We start from the raw sequence: 21,373 nt of genomic DNA on the forward strand, positions 1-21,373 counted from the left end.
TGAGCTGGCCGCTTCGTCGCCGGTGTTCGCGGCGCGGCTGGCGGAGTGCGCCGAGGCTCTCGCGCCTTATGTGGACTGGCAGTTGGACGATGTGCTGGCCGGGCTTCATGGGTTCGAGGCCGCCGATGTGGTGCAGCCGGCGCTGTGGGCCGTGATGGTCTCGCTCGCGGCGGTCTGGGAGGCGGCCGGCGTCGCTCCGGACGCCGTGGTCGGTCACTCGCAGGGTGAGATCGCGGCGGCTGCTGTCGCGGGGATTCTTTCGCTGGAGGATGCGGCGAAGGTTGTTGCTCTTCGCAGCCGGACCCTGAAGGCCCTGGCCGGTCGCGGTGGGATGCTGTCGATCGCGGAGCCGGTGGCGGGTGTCCGCGCGCGGATCGCCCCGTATGGTGCCCGGTTGTCGGTGGCGGCGGTGAACGGTCCGTCGGCGACGGTGGTTTCCGGTGACGCCGATGCGCTGCGCGAACTCGCCGAGGCGTGCGGGGATTCGCCGCGCGCCCGGATGATTCCGGTGGACTACGCCTCGCACAGCGCCCATGTGGACGAGCTGCGCGAGGAGATCCTCTCCGTCCTTGAGGGGATCCGGCCTCGTGAGGCGCAGGTCCCGATGATCTCCGCGCTGACGGGCGAGTGGCTGGCGGGTTCCGAGCTGGACCCGGCGTACTGGTACGCGTCGCTGCGGGAGACCGTCGAGTTCGAGCGGGCGGTTCGTCTGCTGGGTGAGTCCGGGCACGGTGTGTTCCTGGAGGTGTCGCCGCATCCGGTGCTGACGCCGGCGATCGGTGACGCCCTGGAGGCGCTGTCCCCGGTCGTGGTGGGCACGTTGCGGCGCGACGAGGGCAGTGCGGACCGCCTGCTGACGTCGTTCGCCGAGGCTTACGTCCAGGGCGCCACGGTGGACTGGGTGTCGGTCCTCGCCGGTGGTTCGACGGTGGACCTGCCGACGTACGCGTTCCAGCACCGTCACTACTGGCCCGAGGCGGTGGCCGAGGCCTCCGAGGGCTCCGTCATCGATGCCGAGTTCTGGGCGGCGGTCGAGGGCGGGGACGCCGACGGTCTTGCGGCGGCGTTGAACATCGACGGCGACCGGCTGGGCGAGGTGTTGCCGGCGCTGGCCGACTACCGGCGCCGTGGCCAGGCCGATGCGGCGGTCGCGGACTGGCGGTACCGGGTGTCGTGGGCGCCGGTGAGCGAGTCCGGCGGGGTGTTGACCGGGACGTGGCTGCTGGTGGGGGAGTCCCCGGATGCCGCTGCGGTCGCGGAGGCGCTGGAGTCCCACGGGGCAACCGTGGTCCGTACTGCGGTGGATGCCGTGGGTGAGGCGGTGGCCGCGTGCTCCGACCTGAGCGGAGTGCTGTCGCTGCTGGCGCTGGACGAGTCGCCGCAGGCGGCGTTCCCGTGGGTGTCGCGTGGTGGTGCTGACACGCTCGCGCTGATCCGGACGCTCGACCGTGCCGGGGTTGTGGCCCCGCTGTGGGTGGTCACGCGGGGTGCGGTGGGTGCGGTCGCGGGTGATGCGGTGCGGCCGGTCCAGGCGCAGGTCTGGGGTCTGGGTGCCGTGGCGGGGCTGGAGTTGGCGGGCCGCTGGGGCGGGCTGATCGACCTTCCGGCTTCCGTGGACGCACGTACGGGTGCGCGGCTGGTGTCGGTTCTCGCGGGTGTCGAGGACCAGGTCGCGGTGCGTGCGGGCGGTGTGCTGGCGCGGCGGTTGGTGCGTGCAGGCCGTCCGAACGTGCGCGAGGCGTGGTCGCCGCGCGGTTCGGTCCTGGTGACGGGCGGTACGAGCGGCGTGGGTGCGATCACCGCCCAGTGGGTGGCGGATCGTGGTGCCTCGCGGGTCGTGCTGACGTCCCGTTCGGGTCCTGGTGCCGCCGGTGTGGCGGAGCTGGCGGCCTCGATCGCGGCTCGCGGGACGGCAGTGGAGGTGGTGGCGTGCGACGTCGCCGACCGCGCCTCCGTGGCAAGCCTGCTCGACTCGATCGACGCGACCGGTCCGGTGCTGTCGTCGGTGGTCCACTCGGCGGGTGTCGGTGACCGTAGGCCGGTCGAGGAGATCGAGCCTTCGGACCTGTCCTGGCTGCTGTCGGCGAAGGTCGGCGGTGCCATGGTGCTGGACGAGTTGACGGTGGGTCGGGATCTCGACGCGTTCGTGCTGTTCTCGTCGGGCGCGGGTGTGTGGGGCAGCGGTGGCCTGGGTGGTTACGCGGCGGCGAACGCGCACCTGGACGCGTTGGTCGAAGACCGCCGCTCCCGGGGCCTGGTGGCCTCCTCGGTCGCGTGGGGCCTGTGGGCCGGCGTCGGCATGGCCGCGAGCTCCGGTGGCGAGCGGTTGCGCGAGTTCGGCATGGAGGGCATCGACGGACGTCGGGGCATGCTGGCGCTGGGCCAGGTCCTGGACGCGGGCGAGGGCGCGATGGTGGTGGCCGGCTTCGACTGGCCGCAGTTCGTGCCGACCTACACCCTGCACCGGCCGAGCCGGCTGCTGACGGACCTGCCCGAGGTCCGTGCGGTCCTGGCCGCCGAGGCCGCCGTCACCACGACGACCGAGGAAGTCGGCGAGTGGGCGGGCCGGTTGGCCGGGATGCCGGTCGCGGAGCAGCGCCAGGTCCTGACCGACCTGGTGCGCGGTCACGCGGCGGCCGTCCTCGGCCACGAGTCGGCGGACGACGTGCTGCCGCAACGCGCCTTCAAGGAGCTGGGCTTCGACTCCGTCGGAGCGGTCGAGCTGCGGAACCGCCTCTCGAAGGCGCTCGGCGTCCGGCTCGTCTCCACGATGGTCTTCGACCACCCGAACGCCGCCGCCGTCGCGGACTACGTCCGCGGCGAACTCGTCGGCGCGGACGAGCAGACGGTCCAGCGGGACGGCGCGGTCCAGGTCGTGGCCGCGGCGATCGGCGAGCCGATCGCGATCGTCGGCATGGGATGCCGGTACCCGGGCGGGGCGGTCGGCCCCGAGCAGTTCTGGAGCATGGTGGCCTCCGGCACCGACACCATCGGCGGCTTCCCGACCGACCGCGGGTGGGACGCCTACGAGGAGGAGTTCGGCAAGGGCCAGGAGTACCGGCGACAGGGCGGATTCGTCCATGACGCGGCCGAGTTCGACGCCGGGTTCTTCGGGATCAGCCCGCGCGAGGCCCTGTCGATGGACCCGCAGCAGCGGCTGCTGCTGGAGACCTCCTGGGAGGCCATCGAGCACGGCGGGATCGACCCCAAGTCGCTGCACGGCTCGGCGACCGGCGTCTTCGTCGGCGCCAACTTCTCGGGGTACAGCTCGGTCCTGCCCGTCGAGGACACCAGCCTGGACGGCTACCGGCTGATCGGGAACGTGACCGCTGTCCACTCCGGCCGGATCTCGTACTGCCTGGGCCTGACCGGTCCTGCTCTGACGGTGGACACGGCGTGCTCGTCCTCGCTGGTGGCGATGCACCAGGCGGTGCAGGCGCTGCGGGCCGGCGAGTGCTCGATGGCGCTGGCCGGCGGCGTGGCGGTGATGGTCTCCCCGGCCGCCTTCATGGAGTTCGCCCAGCAGGGCGGCATGGCCTCCAGCGGCCGGTCGAAGGCGTTCTCGGACGAGGCCGACGGCATCGGCTGGGGCGAGGGCGCCGGCATGGTGCTGCTGGAGCGCCTGTCCGATGCCCGGCGCAACGGCCACCAGGTGCTGGCGGTGATCCGTGGCAGTGCGGCGAACCAGGACGGCGCGTCGAACGGTCTGGCGGCGCCGAACGGTCCGTCGCAGCGGCGGGTGATCCGTGCGGCGCTGGCCAACGCGCAGCTGTCGGCGGCGGACGTGGACGTGGTCGAGGCGCACGGCACCGGCACGACGCTCGGTGACCCGATCGAGGCGCAGGCGCTGCTGGCCACCTACGGGCAGGCCGAGGACCGCGCCGCCGACCGGCCGCTCTGGCTGGGGTCGGTGAAGTCCAACATCGGACACTCGCAGTGCGCCGCCGGCGTGGCCGGGGTGATCAAGATGGTGATGGCGCTGCGGCACGAGGTGCTGCCGAAGACGCTGCACGCGGACGAGCCGTCCTCGCACGTGGACTGGGAGACGGGCAACGTCCGTCTGCTCCAGGAGGCGGTGGAGTGGCCGGCGGGTGGGCGCCCGCGCCGGGCGGGTGTGTCGGCGTTCGGCGTGAGCGGCACCAACGTCCACCTGATCGTCGAGGAAGCGCCGGTCGCGGCGGTCGAGGCCGAGCGCCCGGCGGAGCAGCTGGCGCCGGAGGTCCTCGGGACCGCGCCTGCCGTGTGGACGGTGTCGGGCCAGAGTGTCGCGGCGCTGGCCGGTCAGGCCGGTCGGCTGCGTGAACACGTGCTGGCGCGGCCGGAGTTGTCGGTCGGCGATGTGGCGTGGTCGCTGGCGACGGCGCGTGCGGCGCTGGAGCACCGGGCGGTCGTGCTCGGTGGCGAGCGGAGTGAGCTCGCGGCGGGTCTCGTGGCGGTGGCCACGGGGCAGCCGGCGGCGGGTGTGGTGACCGGGTCGGTGGCTCCTGGTGGGGTGGGGCGGACGGTGTTCGTCTTCCCCGGTCAGGGCAGCCAGTGGGTCGGCATGGGGCGCGAGTTGGCGGAGGCCTCGCCGGTCTTCGCCGCGAAGTTGGCGGAGTGCGCCGAGGCTCTCGCGCCGTACGTGGACTGGCAGTTGGACGACGTTCTGGCGGGCCGGCACGGCTTCGAGGCCGCCGATGTGGTGCAGCCGGCGCTCTGGGCCGTGATGGTCTCGCTCGCCGCCGTCTGGGAGGCGGCGGGCGTCGCTCCTGACGCCGTGGTCGGCCACTCGCAGGGTGAGATTGCCGCCGCCGCTGTGGCCGGGATTCTCTCCCTCGACGATGCCGCGAAGGTCGTCGCTCTGCGGAGCAAGACCCTGAAGGCCCTTGCTGGTCGTGGTGGGATGCTGTCGATTGCCGAGCCAGTGGCGGGTGTCCGCGCGCGGATCGCTTCGTACGGTTCCCGGTTGTCGGTCGCGGCCGTGAACGGCCCGTCGGCGACGGTCGTCTCCGGTGACGCCGACGCGCTGCGTGAACTCGCGGACTCCTGTGGGGATTCGCCGCGTGCCCGGATGATTCCGGTGGACTACGCGTCCCACAGCGCCCACGTGGACGAGCTGCGCGAGGAGATCCTTGCTGTTCTCCAGGGCATCACGCCGACCGACGCCCGCATCCCCATGGTGTCCGCGCTGACGGGCGCATGGCTGTCGGGCCCGGAGCTGGACCCCGACTACTGGTACGCCTCGCTCCGCGAGACCGTCGAGTTCGAGCGGGCGGTCCGGATCCTGGGCGCCTCCGGGCACGGGGTGTTCGTGGAGGTGTCCCCGCACGCGGTACTGACCGGTGCGGTGGGCGACGTGGTCGAGGACGTCGACGGTTCGGTGGTGGTCGGCACCCTGCGCCGCGAGGACGGCGGGGCCGAGCGCCTGCTGTCGTCCTTCGCCGAGGCCTACGTCCAGGGCGCTCCGGTGGACTGGGCGACGGTGCTCGGTGGTGGCGAGAGCGTCGGCCTGCCGACGTACGCCTTCCAGCGCCAGCGGTTCTGGCCGGAGCCGCGCACCCCGCAGCGGGCCAGGGCGTCGGTGGACGACTGGCGCTACCGGATCACCTGGCAGCCGGCGACAGGGAGCGGCCCGGCGGTCCTGTCCGGTACCTGGCTGCTGGTCGGGGACGCGGCGGACGCCGGTGTGATGGCCGAGGCGCTGGCGAGTTGTGGCGCCGAGGTCGTGCGGACGACGTTGGCGGGCCTCGACGAGGCCGTCGCCGGTGCGGATGTCCAGGGCGTGGTATCGCTGCTGGCGCTGGACGAGTCGCTGGACGCCGAGTTCGGGTGGGTCCCGCGCGGCAGCGCCGACACCCTCGACCTGGTGCAGGCGCTGGGCCGGGCCGGGGTCACCGCTCCGCTGTGGGTGCTGACCCGCGGCGCGGTGCAGGCCGCGGCCGGCGAGGTGACGACCAGCCCCACCCAGACACAGGTCTGGGGTCTGGGCCGGGCCGTCGGCCTGGAGCACGCGGACCGCTGGGGCGGTCTGGTCGATCTGCCGCCGGTGGTGGACGCCGATGCCGCGGCTCGTCTGGTCGGCGTGTTCGCCGATGGCAGTGAGGACCAGGTCGCGGTGCGGCCGTCGGGTGTGTTCCTGCGCCGTCTGGTGCGGGCGGAGGCCCGCCGTGTGGAGTCGGCGGGCTGGTCGCCGCGCGGTACCGTCCTGCTGACCGGCGGCACCGGCTCGATCGGCGTCTGCATCGGTCCGTGGCTTGCCGAGCACCGCGCGCCGAGGGTGGTTCTGACCTCCCGGTCCGGCCCGTCGGCGCACGGTGTGGCGGCGCTGGCCGCCGCCGTGGCGACCGGCGGTTCGGCCGTCGAGGTCGTCAGCTGCGACCTGACGGAGCGTGCGCAGGTTGCGGCGATGGTGGCGTGGATCGAGAACACCGGTCCCGGCCTGTCGACCGTCCTGCACTCGGCGAACACCCCGTACCTCTCGCGGGTCGAGCACACGGATCACGAAGGCCTGGCGGCGGCACTGGGCGCGAAGGCGGCCGGCGCCGTCCACCTGGACGAGGCGACGGCGCACCTGGGCATCGACGAGTTCGTGATGTTCTCGTCGATCTCGGCGACCTGGGGCAGCAACGACCACGCCGCGTACGCCGCCGGGAACTCCTTCCTGGACGGGCTCGCGGAGGACCGTCGCGGCCGGGGCCTGCCGGGGACCTCGATCGCCTGGGGTGTGTGGAACACCCGTGACTGGGACGCCGTGGACGCGGTGATGGACCAGGCACCGGGCCGGGTGACCCCGCACCGGCTGCTGCGGCAGGGCATGAACTTCCTGGACACCCAGCGGGCATTGACCGCGCTGGGTGAGGTCCTCGCCGACGACGAGACGTTCATCGCGGTCGCGGACGTCGAGTGGGAGAAGTTCGCGCCGGTCTTCACGGCCGCCCGGCCGCGCCCGCTGCTGGACACCATTCCCGAGGCCCAGGAGGACACCGCCCCTCGTACGGTCGACGACCAGCGCGGCGAGTTCGCCGCGCGCCTGGCGGGTCTGTCGGTGGCCGAGCGGCGCCGGACCGTCGTGGAACTGGTCCGGGCCCAGGCGGCCGCGGTGCTGGGCCACGAGTCGGCGGACGAGATCGTGGCCAGCCGGGCGTTCCGTGAGCTGGGCTTCGACTCGCTGACCGCCGTGGACCTGCGCAACCGCCTGAACGCGGCCGTGGGCGTCCGGCTGCCGTCCACGGTGATCTTCGACCACCCGAGCGCGTCCGCGCTGGCGGACGAGATCCTGGCCGCGCTGTTCGGGAGCGTCTCGGAGGAGACCGCCCCGGTGGTGGTGCAACCGGCCTCGACCGATCCGATCGCGATCGTCGGCATGGCCTGCCGCTACCCCGGAGGCGTCCGGACGCCCGAGGAGCTGTGGGACCTCCTGGCCGCGGGCGGCGACGCGATCAGCGGCTTCCCGGCCGACCGCGGCTGGGACGTCGACGGCCTGTTCGACCCGGACCCGGACGCCGAGGGCTCGACCTATGTGATCGAGGGCGGATTCCTCGGCGGCGCCGGGGAGTTCGACGCCGGCTTCTTCGGCATCAGCCCGCGTGAGGCGATGGCGATGGACCCGCAGCAGCGCCTGCTGCTGGAGACCTCCTGGGAGGCCGTCGAGCGGGCCGGCATCGACCCGAAGTCGCTGCACGGCTCCGCGACCGGCGTGTTCATCGGTGCGGCCGCCTCCGGCTACATCGGGGTGCTGGGCGACGAAGCGGAGGCCCAGGCGCACCTGATCACCGGGAACGCGCTCAGCGTCCTGTCCGGCCGGGTGTCGTACACGCTGGGCCTGAACGGGCCCGCGGTGACCGTCGACACGGCGTGCTCCTCCTCGCTGGTGGCGATGCACCAGGCGGTGCAGGCGCTGCGGTCGGGCGAGTGCACGGTGGCGCTGGCCGGCGGTGTGACGGTGATGGCCGACCCGGGCGAGTTCGTGAGCTTCTCGCGGCTGCGCGCGCTGTCGGCCGACGGCCGCTGCAAGGCCTTCGGTGAGGGCGCGGACGGCATGGGCATGGGCGAGGGCGTCGGAATGCTGGTACTGGAGCGGCTGTCGGACGCCCGCCGCAACGGGCACCGGGTGCTCGGCGTGGTGCGCGGCAGCGCGATCAACCAGGACGGTGCGTCGAACGGTCTCACGGCGCCGAACGGTCCTGCCCAACGGCGGGTCATCCGGGCGGCGTTGGCGAGTGCGCAGCTGTCGGCGGCGGATGTGGACGTGGTCGAGGCGCACGGGACGGGTACGGAGCTGGGTGACCCGATCGAGGCGGGTGCGCTGCTGGCGACGTACGGCCAGGAGCGGTTCGAGGACCGGCCGTTGTGGCTGGGTTCGGTGAAGTCGAACATCGGGCACGCCCAGCAGGCCGCGGGTGTGGCCGGTGTGATCAAGATGGTGCTGGCGCTGCAAGCTGGTGTGCTGCCGAAGACGCTGCACGCGGACGAGCCTTCTTCGCACGTGGATTGGGAGACGGGCAACGTCCGTCTGCTGCAGGACGAGGTGGCGTGGCCGGCGGGCGAGCGGCCGCGCCGGGCGGGTGTGTCCGCCTTCGGGATCAGCGGCACCAACGCCCACGTGATCATCGAAGAGGCGCCGGCCGAGGTGGAGACGCCCGTCGACAGTGACGGCGGGAGCGTCGTGCCGGTGCTGTCGGGCGGTGTCCCGGCGTGGGTGCTGTCCGGACGGGACGCCGAGGCGCTGGCCGGCCAGGCGGGCCGACTGCGTGAACACGTGCTGGCGCGGCCGGAGTTGTCGGTCGGCGACGTCGCGTGGTCGCTCGCGACGACGCGTGCGGCGCTGGAGCACCGGGCCGTCGTGCTCGGCGGGGAGCGGGGCGAGTTCGCGGAGCGTCTGGCGGCGGTGGCCACGGGGCAGCCGGCGGCGGGCGTGGTGATCGGTTCGGTGGCTCCCGGTGGGGTGGGGCGGACGGTGTTCGTCTTCCCCGGTCAGGGGAGCCAGTGGGTCGGCATGGGGCGTGAGCTGGCCGCTTCGTCGCCGGTGTTCGCGGCAAAGCTGGCGGAGTGCGCTGCGGCTCTCGCCCCGTACGTGGACTGGCAGTTGGACGATGTGCTGGCCGGGCTTCACGGTTTCGAGGCCGCCGATGTGGTGCAGCCGGCGCTGTGGGCGGTGATGGTGTCGCTCGCCGCTGTGTGGGAGGCGGCGGGTGTTGCTCCGGACGCGGTGGTGGGTCACTCGCAGGGTGAGATCGCTGCCGTCGCTGTGGCCGGGATTCTCTCCCTCGACGATGCCGCGAAGGTCGTTGCTCTGCGGAGCAAGACTCTGAAGGCGCTGGCGGGTCGTGGCGGGATGCTGTCGATCGCGGAGCCGGTGGACGGCGTCCGGGCGCGGATCGCCCCGTACGGTTCCCGTCTGTCGATCGCGGCGGTGAATGGTCCGTCGGCGACGGTGGTTTCCGGTGACGCGGATGCTCTGCGTGAACTCGCGGACTCCTGCGGGGATTCGCCGCGCGCTCGGATGATCCCGGTGGACTACGCGTCCCACAGCGCGCACGTGGACGAGCTGCGCGAGGAGATCCTCTCGGTTCTCCAGGGCATCGCTCCGACCGAGGCCCGGATCCCCATGGTCTCGGCGCTGACGGGCGAGTGGCTGGCGGGTTCCGAGCTGGACCCGGCGTACTGGTACGCGTCGCTGCGGGAGACCGTCGAGTTCGAGCGGGCGGTTCGTCTGCTGGGTGAGTCCGGGCACGGTGTGTTCCTGGAGGTGTCGCCGCATCCGGTGCTGACGCCGGCGATCGGTGACGCCCTGGAGACGATGGCCCCGGTCGTCGCGGGCACGCTGCGACGGGAGGAAGGCGGCGCGCAGCGTCTGCTGACCTCGTTCGCCGAGGTGTACGCGCAGGGTCTTTCGGTCGACTGGGCCGCCGTACTCGGCCGCGGTTCGACGGTGGACCTGCCCACCTACGCCTTCCGCCACCGCCACTACTGGCCGGAGGCGGACCGCAAGCGCGCGGACGTCACGGTGGCCACCGGTGCGGAGGCGGGCTTCTGGACCGCCGTGGAGAGTGGTGATGTCACCGCGCTCGCCGGTCTGCTCGGGGTGGACCCGGCGGATGCCGCGCTGGGTGCGCTGACCGACTGGCGGCGCCGTGAGCGGGCCGGCTCGGCGGTCGCGGACTGGCGGTACCGGGTGTCGTGGGCGCCGGTGAGCGAGTCCAACGGGGTCCTGGCCGGGACCTGGCTGCTGGTCGGGGACGGCACCGACGCGGCTGCGGTCGCGGAGGCGCTGGACCTTCCGGGTGCGCGGGTCGTCCGCTCGACTCCGGACGGTGTCGCCGCTGCGGTGGCCGCGCACTCCGACCTGCGGGGTGTGGTCTCGCTGCTGGCGCTGGACGAGTCGCCGGAGGAAGCGTTCCCGCTGGTTCCCGGCGGTCTGGCCGCGACGGTCGCGCTGGTTCAGGAGCTTGGCCGGCTCGGTGTGTCCGCCCCGCTGTGGGTGGTCACGCGGGGTGCGGTGGGTGCGGTCGCGGGTGATGCGGTGCGGCCGGTCCAGGCGCAGCTGTGGGGTCTGGGTGCCGTCGCGGCGCTGGAGTTGGCGGGCCGCTGGGGCGGGCTGATCGACCTTCCGGCTGCCGTGGACGCCCGCGTCGGTGCGCGGCTGGCGTCCGTCCTGGTCGGCGATGAGGACCAGGTCGCGGTGCGTGCGGGCGGTGTGCTGGCGCGGCGATTGGTGCGCGCCGGCCGTCCGGTCGTCCGCGAGGCGTGGTCGCCGCGTGGGTCGGTGCTGGTGACGGGTGGCACGAGCGGCGTCGGTGCGATCACCGCCCAGTGGGTGGCGGATCGTGGTGCCTCGCGGGTCGTGCTGACGTCCCGTTCGGGACCTGGTGCCGCCGGTGTGGCGGAGCTGGCGGCCTCGATCGCGGCTCGTGGATCGGCAGTCGACGTGGTGGCGTGTGACATCGCCGACCGCGCCTCCGTGGCGGAGATCCTGGACCGTATCGACGCGACGGGCCCGGCGCTGTCGTCGGTGGTCCACTCGGCGGGTGTCGGTGACCGTAGGCCGGTCGAGGAGATCGAGCCTTCGGACCTGTCCTGGCTGCTGTCGGCGAAGGTCGGCGGCGCTGTGGTGCTGGACGAGTTGACGGCGGGTCGGAATCTCGACGCGTTCGTGCTGTTCTCGTCGGGCGCGGGTGTGTGGGGCAGCGGTGGCCTGGGCGGTTACGCGGCGGCGAACGCGCACCTGGACGCGTTGGTCGAGGACCGTCGCTCCCGGGGCCTGGTGGCTTCTTCGGTGGCCTGGGGCCTGTGGGCGGGCGTCGGGATGGCCGCGAGCTCCGGTGGCGAGCGGTTGCGCGAGTTCGGTATGGAGGGCATCGACGGGCGCCGGGGCATGCTGGCCTTGGGTCAGGTCCTGGACGCGGGCGAGGGTGCGATGGTGGTGGCCGGCTTCGACTGGCCGCAGTTCGTGCCGACCTATACCCTTCACCGGGCCAGCCGTCTACTGGCGGACCTGCCTGAGGTTCGGGAGGCCCTGGCCGCCGAGGCCGGCACCACCACGACCGAGGAAGTCAGCGCGTGGGCGGGCCGGTTGGCCGGAATGCCGGCCGCGGAGCGGCGCCAGGTCCTGACCGACCTGGTCCGGGGCCACGCGGCCGCGGTCCTCGGCTACGACTCGGCGGACGACGTGCTGCCGCAACGCGCCTTCAAGGAGCTGGGCTTCGACTCCGTCGGAGCGGTCGAGCTGCGGAACCGCCTCTCGAAGGCGCTCGGTATCCGGCTGGCCTCCACGATGGTCTTCGACCACCCGAACGCCACCGCCCTCGCGGAGCAGATCCTGCGCGAGTTCATGCCGGAGCAGGCCGCTCCGGAGGGTGACGCCGACGAGCTGGCCCTCAGGGAGGCCATCGCGGCGATCCCGCTGGCCCGCATCCGGCAGGCCGGCCTGCTGGACCTGCTGCTGCAACTCGCCGACCCGGCCCAGGACAACGGCGCGGACAGTCGAACGGATACGGAGTCCATCGACGGCATGGACGCCGAAGACCTCATTCGCATAGCCCTCGATGGCAAAGACTCCTGACGCCCTCGTTGATTCGGAGCACATGATCATGGAAACGACCAACGACAGGCTCGTCGAAGCACTTCGCACCTCCCTCAAGGAAGCCGAGCGGCTCCGGCAGCAGAACAGCGCGCTCCTTGCGGCGTCGAGCGAGCCGATCGCGATCGTGGGTGCGGGCTGCCGGTTCCCGGGCGGTGTGACGGGTCCCGAGGAGTTCTGGGACCTGGTGGCCGGCGGTGTCGACGCGGTGGGCGCCTTCCCCGCCGATCGCGGCTGGGAGGCCTTCGAGGAGGCGTTCGGCCGAGGGCAGACGTACCGCCGGCAGGGCGGATTCGTCTACGACGCGACCGAGTTCGACGCGGGGTTCTTCGGGATCAGCCCGCGCGAGGCGCTGGCGATGGACCCGCAGCAGCGCCTGCTGCTGGAGACCTCCTGGGAGGCCATCGAGCACGGCGGGATCGACCCGAAGTCGCTGCACGGGTCGATGACCGGTGTGTTCATCGGAGCGAACACGTCGGGGTACAGCTCGGTTCTGCCCGTCGAGGACGAGAGCCTGGACGGCTACCGGCTGATCGGCGCGGTGTCGGCGGTCGCCTCGGGTCGGATCTCGTACTGCCTGGGTCTGACCGGTCCGGCGGTGACGGTGGACACGGCGTGCTCGTCGTCGCTGGTGGCGATGCACCAGGCGATCCTGGCGCTGCGGGCCGGTGAGTGCTCGATGGCGCTGGCCGGCGGCGTGGCGGTGATGGTGTCGCCGGGTGCGTTCATGGAGTTCGGGCGTCAGGGCGGTATGGCGTCGAGCGGTCGGTCGAAGGCGTTCTCGGAGGAGGCCGACGGGATCGGCTGGGGCGAGGGTGCGGGCATGGTGCTGCTGGAGCGTCTCTCGGACGCGCGCCGTAACGGGCACCAGGTGCTGGCGGTGATCCGCGGGAGCGCGGCGAACCAGGACGGCGCCTCGAACGGTCTGGCGGCGCCGAACGGTCCCTCGCAGCGGCGGGTGATCCGTGCGGCGCTGGCGAACGCGCAGCTGTCGGCGGCGGACGTGGACGTGGTCGAGGCGCACGGCACCGGCACGACGCTCGGTGACCCGATCGAGGCGCAGGCGCTGCTGGCCACCTACGGGCAGGCCGAGGACCGCGCCGCCGACCGGCCGTTGTGGCTGGGGTCGGTGAAGTCCAACATCGGGCACTCGCAGTGCGCGGCCGGTGTGGCGGGTGTGATCAAGATGGTGATGGCGCTGCGGCACGAGGTGCTGCCGAAGACGCTGTTCGCCGAGGAGCCGTCCTCGCACGTGGACTGGACGTCCGGGAACGTGCGGCTGCTCCAGGAACCGGTGGCGTGGCCGGCGGGCGAGCGGCCGCGGCGTGCGGGTGTGTCGGCGTTCGGCGTGAGCGGGACGAACGTCCACCTGATCGTGGAGGAGGCTCCGGCGGCCGTCGAACCCGAGGCGCGGGAGGCCCGGGTGCTTCCGGTGTTCGCCGGTGGGGCGTCGGCCTGGCCGGTCTCCGGTCAGAGCGCTGCGGCGCTGGCGGGTCAGGCGGGTCGGCTGCGTGAACACGTGGCGGAGCGGCCGGAGTTGTCGGTCGGCGATGTGGCGTGGTCGCTGGCGACGACGCGTGCGGCGCTGGAGCGCCGGGCCGTCGTGCTCGGCGCGGACCGGGATGAACTGGCGGCGGGGCTGACGGCCGTCGCCACCGGGCAGCCGGCGGCGGGTGTGGTCACGGGGTCGGTGGCGGCCGCCGGTGTGGGGCGGACGGTGTTCGTCTTCCCGGGGCAGGGGAGCCAGTGGGTCGGCATGGGGCGTGAGCTGGCGGAGGCCTCGCCGGTGTTCGCGGCGCGGCTGGCGGAGTGTGCTGCGGCCCTGGCGCCTTACGTGGATTGGCAGTTGGACGATGTGCTGGCGGGGCGCCACGGTTTCGAGGCCGCTGACGTCGTGCAGCCGGCGCTGTGGGCGGTGATGGTCTCGCTCGCCGCCGTCTGGGAGGCGGCGGGTGTCGCTCCTGACGCCGTGGTCGGCCACTCGCAGGGTGAGATTGCCGCTGCGGCCGTCGCGGGGATTCTCTCCTTGGACGACGCCGCCAAGGTCGTCGCTCTGCGGAGCAAGACCCTGAAGGCCCTTGCTGGTCGTGGTGGGATGCTGTCGATTGCCGAGCCGGTGGAGGGTGTTCGGGCGAGGATCGCTCCGTACGGCTCTCGCCTGTCGGTGGCGGCGGTGAACGGCCCGTCGGCGACGGTCGTCTCCGGTGACGCCGACGCGCTGCGCGAACTCGCGGACTCCTGCGGGGATTCGCCGCGCGCCCGGATGATCCCGGTGGACTACGCGTCCCACAGCGCCCATGTGGACGAGCTGCGCGAGGAGATCCTCGCTGTTCTCCAGGGCATCGTGCCGACCGAGGCCCGGATCCCCATGGTGTCCGCGCTGACGGGCGCGTGGCTGTCGGGCCCGGAGATGGACCCCGCCTACTGGTACGCGTCGCTGCGCGAGACGGTGGAGTTCGACCGTGCCGTGCGGATCCTCGGCGACGCGGGCCACGGCGTGTTCCTGGAGGTGTCGCCGCACCCGGTGCTGACGCCGGCGATCGGTGACAGCCTGGAGGACCGCTCCCCGGTGGTCGCAGGCACCTTGCGGCGCGACGAGGGCGGCGCGCAGCGCCTGCTGACCTCGCTCGCCGAGGCGTACGTCCAGGGCGCCCCCGTCGACTGGGCGTCGGTGCTCGGCGCCGGGACGACCGTCGCGCTGCCGACCTACGCCTTCCAGCGGCGCCGCTACTGGCCCGAGGCCCCGGCAGTGGAGCGGGCGAAGCTGTCGGTGGACGACTGGCGCTACCGCATCACCTGGCAGCCCTCCACCGCTCGTGGCCCGGCGGACCTGTCCGGCACCTGGCTGGTCGTCGGCGACGGCCCCGAGGCGGCGACGGTCGCCGAGGCGTTGGCCGGTCAGGGTGCCGAGGTCGTGACGGCCGTTGGCCCGGAGCAGCTTGGCGCGGTGCCGGCCGAGGGCGTGGCCGGTGTGGTGTCGCTGCTGGCCCTGGACGAGACGCCGCTCGCCGACCACCCGTTGGTTCAGCGCGGGCTGGCGGAGACCGTCGAGCTGGTGCAGGCGTTGGGCCGGGCCGGGGTCGCGGCTCCGCTGTGGGTGCTGACCCGCGGCGCGGTGGCCGTCGGCCCGGACGAGGTGACGACGAGCCCGGTGCAGACGCAGGTCTGGGGTCTCGGCCGTACGGTCGGTCTGGAGCACGCGGACCGTTGGGGCGGTCTGGTCGACCTGCCGCCGGCGCTGGACGCCGATGCCGCCGCTCGTCTGGTCAGCGTGTTCGCCGATGGCAGTGAGGACCAGGTCGCGGTGCGGCCGTCCGGGGTGTTCCTGCGCCGGCTGGTACGCGCTGAGGCCCGGCGCGTCGAGTCGGAGGACTGGTCGCCGCGCGGCACCGTCCTGCTGACCGGCGGCTCGGGTGCGATCGGCGTCGTCCTCGGTCCGTGGCTGGCCGAGCACGGTGCGCCGAGGGTGGTTCTGACCTCCCGCTCCGGCCCGTCGGCGCCCGGGGTGGCGGCGCTCGCGGCCACGCTGGCGCAGGCTGGTTCGGCCGTCGAGGTCGTGTCGTGCGACCTGTCGGTGCGCGAGCAGGTGACCGGCATGGTGACGTGGATCGAGGCCTCCGGCCCCGGCCTCTCCACCGTCCTGCACTCGGCGAACACCCCGTTCCTCGCACGGCTGGAGGACACCGACCGCGACGGGCTCGCCCTGGCGGTCGGCGCGAAGGCGGCCGGCGCCGTCCACCTGGACGAGGCGACGGCGGACCTGGGCATCGACGAGTTCGTGATGTTCTCGTCGATCTCGGCGACCTGGGGCAGCAACGACCACGCCGCGTACGCGGCGGGCAACTCCTTCCTGGACGGGCTCGCCGAGGACCGTCGCGCCCGTGGCCTGCCCGGGACCTCGATCGCCTGGGGTGTCTGGAACACCCGCGACTGGGACGCCGTGGACGCGGCGATGGACCAGGCTCCCGGCCGCGTCACCCCGCACCGCCTGCTGCGGCAGGGCATGAACTTCCTGGACACCCAGCGGGCGCTGACCGCGCTCGCCGAGGTCCTCGCGGACGACGAGACCTTCATCGCGGTCGCGGACGTCGAGTGGGAGAAGTTCGCGCCGGTGTTCACGGCCGCCCGCCCGCGCCCGCTGCTGGACACCATCCCCGAGGCCCAGGAGGACACCGCCCCTCGTACGGTCGACGAGCAGCGCGGCGAGTTCGCCGCGCGCCTGGCGGGCCTGTCGGTGGCCGAGCGGCGCCGGACCGTCGTGGAACTGGTCCGGGCCCAGGCCGCCGCGGTGCTGGGGCACGACTCCGTGGACGAGATCGTGGCCAGCCGGGCGTTCCGGGAGCTGGGCTTCGACTCGCTGACCGCCGTCGAGCTCCGCAACCGTCTCAACGCGGCCGTGGGCGTCCGGCTGCCGTCCACGGTGATCTTCGACCACCCGAGCGCCTCGGCGCTGGCGGACGAGATCCTGGCCGCGCTGTTCGGCACGGACGCGGACGAGGGCCAGACCGTGACGGCGGCGGCGGTGTCGACCGACCCGATCGCGATCGTCGGCATGGCCTGCCGTTACCCGGGCGGTGTCCGGACGCCCGAGGAGCTGTGGGACCTCTTGGCGGCGGGCGGGGACGCGATCGGCGCCTTCCCGGCCGACCGCGGCTGGGACGTCGACGCGCTCTTCGACCCGGACCCGGACGCCGAGGGCTCGACCTACGTGGTCGAGGGCGGATTCCTCAGCGGGGCAGCGGAGTTCGACGCCGGGTTCTTCGGCATCAGCCCGCGCGAGGCCCTCGCCATGGACCCGCAGCAGCGCCTCCTGCTGGAGACCTCCTGGGAGGCCGTCGAGCGGGCCGGCATCGACCCGAAGTCGCTGCACGGCTCCGCGACCGGAGTCTTCGTCGGCGCGGCTTCCTCCGGCTACATCGGCGCCGCGAGCGGCGAGGCGGGAGCCCAGGCCCACCTGATCACCGGGAACGCGCTGAGCGTGCTCTCCGGCCGGATCTCGTACTCCCTGGGCCTGGTGGGCCCGGCGGTGACCGTCGACACGGCGTGCTCGTCGTCCCTGGTCGCGCTGCACCAGGCGGTGCAGGCGCTGCGGTCGGGCGAGTGCGACGTCGCCCTCGCCGGCGGTGTGACGGTGATGGCCGACCCGGGCGAGTTCGTCGGCTTCTCGCGCCTGCGGGCGCTCGCCTCCGACGGCCGCTGCAAGGCCTTCGGCGAGGGCGCGGACGGCATGGGCATCGGTGAAGGCGCCGGCATGCTCGTGCTGGAGCGGCTCTCCGAGGCGCAGCGCAAGGGCCGTCGGGTCCTGGGCCTGGTGCGCGGCTGCGCGATCAACCAGGACGGTGCGTCGAACGGTCTCACGGCGCCGAACGGTCCGGCCCAACGGCGGGTCATCCGGGCGGCGTTGGCCAACGCCCGGATCTCGGCGGCGGACGTCGACGTGGTCGAGGCGCACGGGACGGGTACGGAGCTGGGTGACCCGATCGAGGCGGGTGCGCTGCTGGCGACGTACGGCCAGGAGCGGTTCGAGGACCGGCCGTTGTGGCTGGGGTCGGTGAAGTCGAACATCGGGCACGCTCAGCAGGCCGCGGGTGTGGCCGGTGTGATCAAGGTGGTGCTGGCCCTGCAAGCTGGTGTGCTGCCGAAGACGCTGCACGCGGACGAGCCGTCCTCGCACGTCGATTGGGAGACGGGCAACGTCCGTCTGCTGCAGGACGAGGTGGCGTGGCCGGCGGGCGAGCGGCCGCGCCGGGCGGGTGTGTCGGCCTTCGGCATCAGCGGCACCAACGCGCACGTGATCATCGAAGAGGCCCCGGCCGCGATCGAGGCGAGCGCCCCGGCTCCCGCCCCGGCGGTGGAGAGCGGGGTCCAGGCGTGGGTGGTGTCCGGTCGCAGCGCGACCGCGCTGGCCGGTCAGGCCGGTCGGCTGCGTGAACACGTGCTGGCGCGGCCGGAGTTGTCGGTGGGCGACGTCGCGTGGTCGCTGGCGACGACGCGTGCGGCGCTGGAACACCGGGCCGTCGTGCTCGGCGGCGAGCGGAGTGAGCTCGCGGCGGGTCTCGTGGCGGTGGCCACGGGGCAGCCGGCGTCCGGTGTGGTGACCGGGTCGGTGGCTCCTGGCGAGGTGGGGCGGACGGTGTTCGTCTTCCCCGGTCAGGGCAGCCAGTGGGTCGGCATGGGGCGTGAGCTGGCGGAGGCCTCGCCGGTCTTCGCCGCGAGGTTGGCGGAGTGTGCCGAGGCTCTCACGCCTTACGTGGATTGGCAGTTGGACGATGTGCTGGCTGGTCGGCACGGTTTCGAGGCCGCTGACGTCGTGCAGCCGGCGCTGTGGGCCGTGATGGTCTCGCTCGCGGCCGTGTGGCAGGCGGCGGGCGTCGCTCCGGACGCTGTGCTGGGTCACTCGCAGGGTGAGATCGCCGCTGCCGCCGTCGCGGGGATTCTCTCCCTGGAGGACGCCGCCAAGGTGGTGGCTCTGCGGAGCAAGACCCTGAAGGTGCTGGCCGGTCGTGGCGGGATGCTGTCGATCGCGGAGCCGGTGGACGGTGTCCGCGCGCGGATCGCGTCGTACGGCTCTCGCCTGTCGGTCGCGGCGGTGAACGGTCCGTCGGCGACGGTGGTTTCCGGTGACGCCGATGCGCTGCGTGAACTGGCGGACGCCTGTGGGGATTCGCCGCGTGCCCGGATGATCCCGGTGGACTACGCGTCCCACAGCGCGCACGTGGACGAGCTGCGGGAGGAGATCCTCTCGGTTCTCCAGGGCATCGCTCCGACCGAAGCCCGGATCCCGATGGTGTCGGCGCTGACCGGTGCGTGGCTGTCCGGCCCCGAGCTGGATCCGGCCTACTGGTACGCGTCGCTCCGGGAGACGGTGGAGTTCGACCGTGCCGTGCGGATTCTGGGCGACGCGGGACACGGTGTGTTCCTGGAGGTGTCGCCGCACCCGGTGCTGACCCCGGCGATCGGCGACGCCCTGGAGGACCGTTCCCCGGTCGTCGTGGGCACCCTGCGGCGCGACGAGGGCGGCGCCCAGCGGCTGCTGACCTCGCTCGCCGAGGCCTATGTGCGGGGGCTCCCCGTCGACTGGGCCGGGCTCCTGGGCGGTGGTTCGACGGTGGATCTGCCGACGTACGCGTTCCAGCACCGTCACTACTGGCCCGAGGCGGTGGCCGAGGTTGCCGAGGGCTCCGTCGTCGACGCCGAGTTCTGGGCGGCGGTCGAGGGCGGGGACGCCGACGGCCTTGCGGCGGCGTTGAACATCGACGGTGACCGGTTGGGTGAGGTGCTGCCGGCGCTGGCCGACTACCGGCGCCGTGGCCTGGCCGGCTCGGCGGTCGCGGACTGGCGATACCGGGTGTCGTGGGCGCCGGTGGGCGAGTCCGGCGGGGTGCTGACCGGGACGTGGCTGCTGGTCGGGGACGGCACCGACGCGGGCGTCGTGGCGCAGGCGTTGGCGGATCACGGTGCCGATGTCGTCACTGCGGACCGTCCTGACCGGATCGGTCAGACCGTGGCCGCGCTCGGTGATCTGCGGGGTGTGGTGTCGCTGCTGGCGCTGGACGAGTCGCCGGAGGAGGCGGGTCCGTGGGTGTCGCGTGGTGGCGCTGACACGCTCGCGCTGGTTCAGGAGCTTGGCCGGCTCGGTGTGTCCGCTCCGCTGTGGGTGGTCACGCGGGGTGCGGTGGGTGCGGTCGCGGGTGATGTGGTGCGGCCGGTGCAGGCGCAGGTCTGGGGTCTGGGTGCCGTGGCGGGGCTGGAGTTGGCGGGCCGTTGGGGCGGGCTGATCGACCTTCCGGCTTCCGTGGATGCGCGTACGGGTGCGCGGCTGGTGTCGGTTCTCGCGGGTGTCGAGGACCAGGTCGCGGTGCGTGCGGGCGGTGTGGTGGCGCGGCGGTTGGTGCGCGCTGGCCGTCCGGTCGTGCGTGAGGCGTGGTCGCCGCGTGGTTCGGTGCTGGTGACGGGTGGCACGAGCGGCGTGGGTGCGATCACCGCCCAGTGGGTGGCGGATCGTGGTGCTTCGCGGGTCGTGCTGACGTCCCGTTCGGGTCCGGGTGCCGCCGGTGTGGCGGAGTTGGCGGCCTCGATCGCGGCTCGTGGAACGGCGGTGCAGGTGGTGACGTGCGACGTCGCCGACCGCGCCTCCGTGGCGGAGATCCTGGACCGTATCGATGCGACGGGTCCGGTGCTGTCGTCGGTGGTTCACTCGGCCGGGACGGGCGGGCGGACGCCGGTGGAGCAGCTGTCGGTGGCCGAGCTGTCGCGGCTGCTGTCGGCGAAGGTCGGCGGTGCCATGGTGCTGGACGAGTTGACGGCCGGCCGTGATCTCGACGCGTTCGTGCTGTTCTCGTCGGGCGCGGGTGTGTGGGGAAGCGGTGGCCTGGGCGGCTATGCGGCGGCGAACGCGCACCTGGACGCGTTGGTCGAGGATCGCAGGGCCCGGGGCCTGGTGGCTTCTTCGGTCGCCTGGGGCCTGTGGGCCGGTGTCGGGATGGCCGCGAGCTCGGGCGGTGAGCGGTTGCGCGAGTTCGGTATGGAGGGCATCGACGGGCGTCGGGGCATGCTGGCGCTGGGCCAGGTCCTGGACGCGGGCGAGGGTGCGATGGTGGTGGCCGGCTTCGACTGGCCGCAGTTCGTGCCGACCTATACCCTCTACCGGGCCAGCCGTCTGCTGGCGGATCTGCCCGAGGTCCGTGCGGTCCTGGCCGCCGAGGCCGCCGTCACCACGACGACCGAGGAAGTCGGCGCGTGGGCAAGCCGGTTGGCCGGAATGCCGGTCGCTGAGCAGCGCCAGGTCCTGACCGACCTGGTCCGGGGCCACGCGGCCGCGGTCCTCGGTCACGAGTCGGCGGACGACGTGTTGCCGCAGCGGGCGTTCAAGGAGCTGGGTTTCGACTCCGTCGGAGCGGTCGAGCTGCGGAACCGCCTCTCCAAGGAGGTCGGTGTCAAGCTGGCCTCCACGATGGTCTTCGACCACCCGAACGCCACCGCCCTCGCGGACTACGTACGGGGTGAGCTGGTCGGCACCGGTGGAGCGGACGACGGCGATCCGGTGCTGGAGACCCTGGAGCGGCTGGCCGCCGAACTGGACTCCGTCGACGGGGGAGCCGACGCGCGCCAGGACATCACCGAGCGCATGCAGACCCTGCTGTCCCGGTGGATGCGGCGCGGCGCCCCCGGCGCCGGCGCGGAGGACGGTGGCGCCGCCGCCACCCGGCAGACCGTGGCCGGACAGCTCAACGAAGCCTCGGCCGACGAGGTTCTGGACTTCATCAACAAGGAACTGGGGGCGTCGTGATGATCTCCGGTGCTCAGATCAAGACG

The 21,373-nt window shown here is 73.1% G+C and carries 2 protein-coding genes (1 of these 2 running past the window's edge); both read left to right on the forward strand.

Annotated elements, in window-relative coordinates; genetic code table 11:
* On the forward strand, nt 1-12,040 hold the 3' portion of the coding sequence (locus ACFCY1_RS23580) for a type I polyketide synthase (RefSeq protein ID WP_375875970.1). Its footprint begins 6,242 nt before the window's first position; only the last 12,040 of its 18,282 coding nucleotides appear in the window; the start codon falls outside the window, past its left edge; the stop codon is at nt 12,038-12,040.
* Nucleotides 12,041-12,068: 28 nt separating this feature from the next.
* Nucleotides 12,069-21,347: a type I polyketide synthase gene (locus ACFCY1_RS23585; RefSeq protein ID WP_375875959.1), complete on the forward strand. Its 9,279-nt coding sequence runs from the start codon at nt 12,069-12,071 to the stop codon at nt 21,345-21,347.
* The last annotated feature ends 26 nt before the right edge of the window (nt 21,348-21,373 follow it).

It is taken from the genome of Kitasatospora sp. NPDC056273 (genome assembly GCF_042268845.1).
Taxonomy (GTDB): domain Bacteria; phylum Actinomycetota; class Actinomycetes; order Streptomycetales; family Streptomycetaceae; genus Kitasatospora.